Genomic DNA, 6355 nt, shown 5'->3' with positions numbered 1-6355 from the left:
CCGGTCGGGCTACGCCCTCCCTGCGTCACGAGCCCGGCGAAGCTCTCTCATCCTGATTGACGCTGCACTTCCATCCAGATTGCCGCGCCGCAGGCATTTAAGCGTCAACGCGCGACTCATTGCATTAATCAAGATGGAAATATCGTTACAGTCAACAATTAAGACTTGGCCGGCGAAGCACCCCGATGGAGCGTGCCGCTTCGCCAAGGAGGCGCAATTCAGAGCTCAAACTCTTGCGCCCGGTGTCCGCACATGCCGCGAGACTAGGTATCGCCAGCGTCGCACTTCACGTGCGGGCATGGTGCTGCAGCGAAGAAAGGGGGACTATCCACCTAATGCCGACAGGAGGCGAGGAATGCGCAACAGCTCTCATGGTTCGCACCGCGGTTTAGTAAGGCGCTGCGCGATATGCGGTGGAAGGTTCGGGCTGATCCGTTATTACTGCTGGCGAACGGCCCTTTGCTCCAAGAAATGCGTCGACCGCATCAAGGCGCGGCGGGAGGCCGACCATAAATGGTTTCGCTGGTTGCGAGCGGCTTAATACATGGCTACCACGCTATGAAATTTATACTCGTGAATCAAAAGGACCCCGCGCGGCGACAGAACCTGCGCCGAATGTTCTCGGTCCTTGGGTCCGGGTTACGTGCGAGAGGTGGTAACGCGGAGAGAATATTGCAACTACGATTGCTACCGACGCTGCCATTCAATGGACATCGCCTTCCCGTACCTTACAGCGCGTGCCGATGCTAATTCTAACACGAAAGATCTCGTTCCTGTTGGGCTCGCAGCCTTGCTGGGTGCGGCTTCGTTCTGGTTTCAGGTTGGGGCGGCCTCGATGTCATGGATCAACACAGCCGCGCATGCCGACGAGCCGTCCACGGCTGAGGGACCTCCCTCGGCTTAAGCTGGGCTGAGTCGCGCGGTGTGCGTCAGCGTGACCCAAAGCCGCCCCGCATGAAGAAAGAACGGCTGAGAAGTTCTTATTTGATGATCGCGCGATCATTGGAGGTTTTGATGCGTCTGTCCGTGACCTTGGAGAGGTAATTTCCTTTTTTCCTCTCCCCATTGACAGCTCCCTCTCGCCTTCCCATGGAAGCGCCGACTCCAAGCATGCGGGGGTGGATCGGGATCTAAGATGAGCCACATTTCAGAGCCGCCTGTTGAACGCGTCACGATTCCGGTCCTGCAGCGATGGAAGGAGGAGGGGCGTCGTATCGCGATGACCACCGCTTACGACGCGGTTACAGCACGCATCGCCGATCCGATCGTGGATGTCATCCTTGTCGGGGATAGCGTCGGCAACGTCTGTCTTGGATTCGATGATACGTTGCCGGTGAGCATGGCGATGATGAACCATCACCTCGAAGCCGTTGTACGCACAAAGCCTCGTGCCTTGCTCGTGGCCGATATGCCCTTTCTTAGCTTCCATCTCAGTCCAGCGGAGACGATACGCAATGCCGGAGGTTTCCTGCAGCGTGGCGCCGACGCAGTTAAGCTCGAGGGGGGTGCCAAGCGTATCGAAATAGTGCGCGCCCTGATCGATTGCGAAATTCCTGTGATGGGCCATCTCGGCCTGACTCCGCAGAGCGTCAATGTCATGGGTGGGTTCAAGGTGCAGGGCCGGAAGGCCGATGACGCCTTGCGCCTGCTCGATGACGCCCACCGTCTACAGGAGGCCGGCTGTTTCGCTCTCGTCCTGGAGGGTATTCCAGGTGAGCTCGCGGCGCGAGCGACCGAATCCCTGAGGATACCGACCATTGGAATCGGTGCGGGTCCTGGCTGCTCAGGCCAAGTGCTCGTCTTTCACGATGTGCTGGGATTGACTGAAGGTCATCGCCCCAAATTTGTTCGCGCCTATGCCAATGGTTTCCAGTTGTTACAGGAGGCCCTGTCGCGTTGGGCGGCCGATGTCCGCAACGGTGCATTCCCGACATCGCAGGAGTCCTATCGGCTTCCTGAAGGCCTTCGCGACACGGTCGCGAACTGGACACCCTCCAATCCAACCTGATGTAAAGCACAACATGCAAACGATCACGACGGTCGCAGAGCTTCGTCGCGCGCTAGCAGAGGTCCGCAGTGCCGATAAACGCGTCGGACTTGTGCCGACGATGGGCTATCTACACGATGGCCATCTGGCGCTGGTCGCGGCCAGCCGGACGCAATGCGACGTCACCGTAGTTAGCATCTTCGTCAATCCCACTCAGTTCGGGCCAAATGAGGATCTCAGCACCTATCCGCGCGACTTCCTGCGCGATCAAGAGCTGTGTCGCGATGCCGGCGTTGCGATCGTCTTTGCGCCGGATATACAGGAGATCTATCCGGCTCAATTTGAGACCTTCGTCGAACCGGGCGAGCTCGCAAAACCAATGTGCGGAGCTTTCAGGCCTGGGCATTTTCGTGGGGTGGCGACTGTCGTTGGCAAGCTATTCAACGTGGTGCAGCCGGATGTCGCGTTTTTTGGACAAAAGGATTTTCAGCAATGCGCGGTGGTGCGCCGCATGGCAATTGACCTCAACCTTCCAATTAAGATCGTCACCGTACAAACCGTCCGGGAACCGGACGGGCTCGCGATGAGCAGTCGCAACCGCTATCTAAGCGAGGAAGAACGTCGGCGCGCTCTTGCCATCAGCCGTGGGCTGTTCGCCGCAGCGGATAAGTTTGGCTCAGGAGAGCGCGACGTGCAACAACTGATTGCGATCGCAAAGGAGCAGTTGAATACGGTCGATCGACTGCAGTACCTTGAGCTTGTCGACCCTGATACGCTCAAGCCCGCCGAGAGTCCTCTGCGGCGTACTGCTGCACTATGCGCCGCAGCTTACGTCGGCTCGACGCGTCTGATCGACAACGTGATACTGTCGTTGCCGACTCCTTAGCGCGACTCACAACTAAACGACTGAATAGTCTCAGAAATACTGATGTTTGCAATGAATGGGTGTTTTCGTGGACGAACAGTTTTTGAGGGACCGGGCTCGGATTATTCGCGATCTAGCGGACAAGGCAGACCCCTTCATCAGAAAGAGACTGCTGGACCTCGCGGAACGGTATGACAGACGTATTAGCCGCCCATCTCAGGCGATGAAGATGGTGACCGCGGCGATTTCGCCGACCAGCACAAGCGCGTCATCGATGCGGTAAAGTCCATCGAAACGTAAGCGCGATCGAGGCTGGACACGCCGCAATCGAACACCGGCACAAGCCGAGAAAACGTGTGTTGGGAGAAGCAGAAAGAGAAGATTGAGACCGCTCTGGGCGCGACAGTCGCAGATTTCTCATCCGATCAAACACACTTGAACCGCGAAACGCGAAATGTGCATTATCTTCCTCACTAGGGATGGGGGAGATCTCCAAATGTTGGATGCCGCTACCACTGCGCTTCTGCGCGCGATCCTCGACGAGGTTTGCGAGAGCCTTTCCCCGTATGATACCGGCGCCCGCACTTACGTCGCCTCGAAGATTCTAGAAGCCGCCATCAGAGGTGAGACGACGCCCGACCGCCTCAAACAGATCGGCCGCGAGGCCCTTTCCGAAAGACCGACCATGTGGAGGTGGGCCTAGACAACGTGATGGTGTCAGTCAGTTGAATTTCCAGATCACAGTTCGGAACATCCTGGTGAGCTATCTGGACGAGGCCGCGCCGATGCTGAGCTTGAGCGTGACATGGCCATTTTGGCGATCTCCTGCCTTGCCCGCGTTGGCCCAAAAGTTGACGTCATGACCGCACGGAAAAACTTTGCATTCTGCTGAGCTGGCGCCGATTTTCGCCGATGCGAGGGCGCTGATTAGCGAATTTCGCCTTTAGGAAGCCGATAAATGTTACTGCAAGAGATGCTGATAAGCCGAACCCTGAGAACCGACTATCTTGTCGGTAGAATCGATGCGGCCCCTAGTTATCTCTTTCCATACGAACGACTGGAACCATCTGACGAAGCCTGAGTGGAGGTGAGGATGCGCCCCAAGGGACGAATCCGATCAAATGGGAGACCTTCGGATGCCGTACTACTCTTTTGATCTAGTGATTGACGAGGAGTACAAGAATCAAGGCGGCCTCATTCTCGAAAACATCGAGGTTGCCTCCGACCGAGCGGACCAGCTCGCGACCGAACTGTCTATTGTACATCCGGACCTGAAGGCCAAAGGCTGTGCGGTTCGGGTCACCCGCCCCGATAACGCTGAGGTCTATCGCACGCCACTTGATCCGGTCCCGTCATGGATGAGACGTCAGCACTGAGCGTCGGCAGCGGCGGGCGACACTCGAAACGCTCGGTTTGGCTTATGGGAGGGGCGATCGCGCGTCCACGGCGAGGCGCCGTGACGTTCGCAGACAGTCGATCTGTCGAGGTCATCTACGGGCCATAGCGTCGACAGAATGGGGGCGAGATGGACGAGGAGAGATTCACTGCTTACTTGACTTGGTCGCCTGAACTTAAAAAGGGAGCCTCGATGTAAGCGTAGCGCTGCGGCCCGTCGATTGGCGCTTGACGCCTATTTTGATCGCAGCTTGTGCCGTCTTGGCTTCCAAATTCCGGACAATGCGTTGACGGCGGCCTCGAGCGCCTTCCGGTCGACGACGTCGGGATCGAACTGTTCGGGCCCCCAGAGGCGCATACGTTCGTGCTCTGGATGGACGGGGTCGCTGATGGCATCGAGGTATTCGGCATAGCCGGGCGCACCGCCGACGTCCTCCGGAGGACAACGACCGGCGGCCTCGAGCAAGAGGGGAAGTCCATCGGTCGTCGTGTTGTCAAACCATTTTTCGAGCTTGATCACATGGTCCCAGCTGTCGCCGAAGTCGTAGAGATAATGGATCGTCTTGGCGCCCGTCTCGTGAACGATATCGCTGAGCCGCGCCTTGCGGGCATCGATGGGCTGGGGGCCAAAATCCCCATGGGGATCGGGGATACCCCAACGTCCTTCGCCAGCCAGGAACTCAAAGAGATGGCTATTCGTCCAGCCAAACGCCGCCTGAAGCGTCAGATGCAGCCGATCAAGGCGCAGCGTGAACGGCACGACAAGGCATCGCATCACCTCCGGCTTCACGTCCTTGAGAGTCACCTTGATCCGCACGGCGGTCGTGTTGAGGCTCATGCCGCCAGCCTCGGATCGTGTGCATGCATGGTGTAGGTCGACGACCACGGAAGCAGTTCGTCCAGTCGCGCCGCAGGCCAGCCATTGACGAGCTTCGCGAGGACGTCGGAGAGCCAGTGCTCGGCGCTGACGCTGTTGAGCTTACAGGTCTCGATCAACGAAGCTAGTACTGCCCAACTCTCGGCGCCCTCGTCGCAACCGGCAAAAAGGGAGTTCTTGGCGTTGAGCTTGATCGGCCGCATAGCGCGCTCGACCGCATTCGTGTCCATCTCGATGCGCCCGTCATCAAGGTAGAGCGTCAAGCCGTCCCAATGACGCAGCGCATAACGCAAAGCTTTCGCCGTGTCGCTCTTCTGTGCAAGGTGATCAAGTTTTGCCTCAAACCACTGCTTCAAGGCTGCAGCCAGAGGCCGGGCATGCGCCTGTCGGCCTGCGCGGCGCTCAGCATCAGATCGACCGCGGAGGGCTTTCTCGACCGCATAGAGCTGGGCGATGCGCTCGAGGGCCTCGCGGGCAACCGGCGCCGGCGCCGGCGAAGCCTCGCGCTCGATCTTCACAAACTGGCGCCGTAGATGCGATCAGCAAAAGGCGAGCGTGCCGGACAGCGCGTCCGCACGCGTCGTCCGGGTCATGGTCTTGTAGGCCTCATAGCCGTCGCAATGGATGATGCCGCGATAGCCTTCGAGCAGTCTCAAACCATGAACGGCACCGCGGCCTGGTGCATAGGCATAGATCACCACAGGCGGATCAGGACCGGCCCAGGGTCTGTCATCGCGGGAGAGCGCCCAGAAGTAGCCGGTTTTGGTCCTGCCGCGCCCCGGATCCAACACCGGCGCTGGGGTCTCATCGACACAGAGCTTCGAGGAGGCGAGCAGAAGCTCTCGCAGACGATGCCACAACGGCTTCAGTTCCTGGGCGGCATAGCCGACCCAGAAGGCGAGCGTGGAACGATCGATGGCAATTCCGTGGGTCGCCAGCATCTGCGCCTGACGATAGAGCGGCAAATGCCAATGATACTTGGCGTCAATTACATGCGCGACGAGCCGCTCGGTGGGCAGTCCACCCTTGATCAATCGCTCGGGCGCGGCGTGCTGGAGGACCACGCCATGACAGGCGCGGCAGGCCAGCTTGGGCCGGCGGGTTACGATCACCCGGTACTGCACCGGAACGACGTCGAGCCTTTGGCTCTCATCGCTGCCAATCTCAACGAGATCGCCTTTGCAGGACGGGCAGCAGGCTGCAGCCGGCATCAGCGTTTCGACGATGCGTG

5 protein-coding genes and 1 pseudogene are annotated in these 6355 nt (G+C 58.9%); 4 read left to right on the top strand and 2 right to left on the bottom strand.

Annotated features, from left to right (window positions below):
• The first annotated feature begins 1135 nt into the window (after positions 1-1135).
• The 4 genes from panB to ABID58_RS37120 all read left to right on the top strand — a co-directional run bounded on the left by panB (position 1136) and on the right by ABID58_RS37120 (position 4228).
• Positions 1136-2008 (top strand): 3-methyl-2-oxobutanoate hydroxymethyltransferase, encoded by an 873-nt coding sequence (gene panB, locus ABID58_RS37135; RefSeq protein WP_354037774.1) that lies wholly within the window; start codon positions 1136-1138, stop codon positions 2006-2008.
• A gap of 13 nt (positions 2009-2021) precedes the next feature.
• Entirely contained in the window at positions 2022-2873 is an 852-nt protein-coding gene (gene panC, locus ABID58_RS37130; protein ID WP_354037773.1) for a pantoate--beta-alanine ligase, read from the top strand.
• A 475-nt stretch (positions 2874-3348) separates the two neighbouring features.
• Positions 3349-3555 carry a hypothetical protein gene (locus tag ABID58_RS37125; RefSeq protein ID WP_354037772.1) on the top strand — a complete coding sequence of 69 codons (207 nt, stop codon included), beginning with the start codon at positions 3349-3351 and terminating at the stop codon, positions 3553-3555.
• Between the two features lie 433 nt (positions 3556-3988).
• Positions 3989-4228: a hypothetical protein gene (locus ABID58_RS37120; RefSeq protein WP_354037771.1), complete on the top strand. Its 240-nt coding sequence runs from the start codon at positions 3989-3991 to the stop codon at positions 4226-4228.
• A 254-nt stretch (positions 4229-4482) separates the two neighbouring features.
• On the opposite strand, the gene ABID58_RS37115 is transcribed toward ABID58_RS37120, so the two are convergent.
• Positions 4483-5085 (bottom strand): plasmid pRiA4b ORF-3 family protein, encoded by a 603-nt coding sequence (locus ABID58_RS37115; RefSeq protein ID WP_502916466.1) that lies wholly within the window; start codon positions 5083-5085, stop codon positions 4483-4485.
• Positions 5082-6355: pseudogene (tnpC, locus tag ABID58_RS37110) on the bottom strand (IS66 family transposase); the annotation flags it as partial. The gene ABID58_RS37115 and the pseudogene tnpC, both read right to left, overlap by 4 nt.

Source organism: Bradyrhizobium sp. S3.2.6 (genome assembly GCF_040546885.1).
Classification (GTDB): Bacteria; Pseudomonadota; Alphaproteobacteria; order Rhizobiales; family Xanthobacteraceae; genus Bradyrhizobium; species Bradyrhizobium cytisi.
Note: the sequence above shows the minus strand (reverse complement) of the source record. Positions and strands in the feature narration are given on the sequence as shown.

Bases quoted from the DNA above. Each gene is read 5' to 3' on its own strand.
- panB (WP_354037774.1), top strand. From the start codon at position 1,136: ATGAGCCACATTTCAGAGCCGCCTGTTGAACGCGTCACGATTCCGGTC.
- panC (WP_354037773.1), top strand. From the start codon at position 2,022: ATGCAAACGATCACGACGGTCGCAGAGCTTCGTCGCGCGCTAGCAGAG.
- ABID58_RS37125 (WP_354037772.1), top strand. From the start codon at position 3,349: ATGTTGGATGCCGCTACCACTGCGCTTCTGCGCGCGATCCTCGACGAG.
- ABID58_RS37120 (WP_354037771.1), top strand. From the start codon at position 3,989: ATGCCGTACTACTCTTTTGATCTAGTGATTGACGAGGAGTACAAGAAT.
- ABID58_RS37115 (WP_502916466.1), bottom strand. From the start codon at position 5,085: ATGAGCCTCAACACGACCGCCGTGCGGATCAAGGTGACTCTCAAGGAC.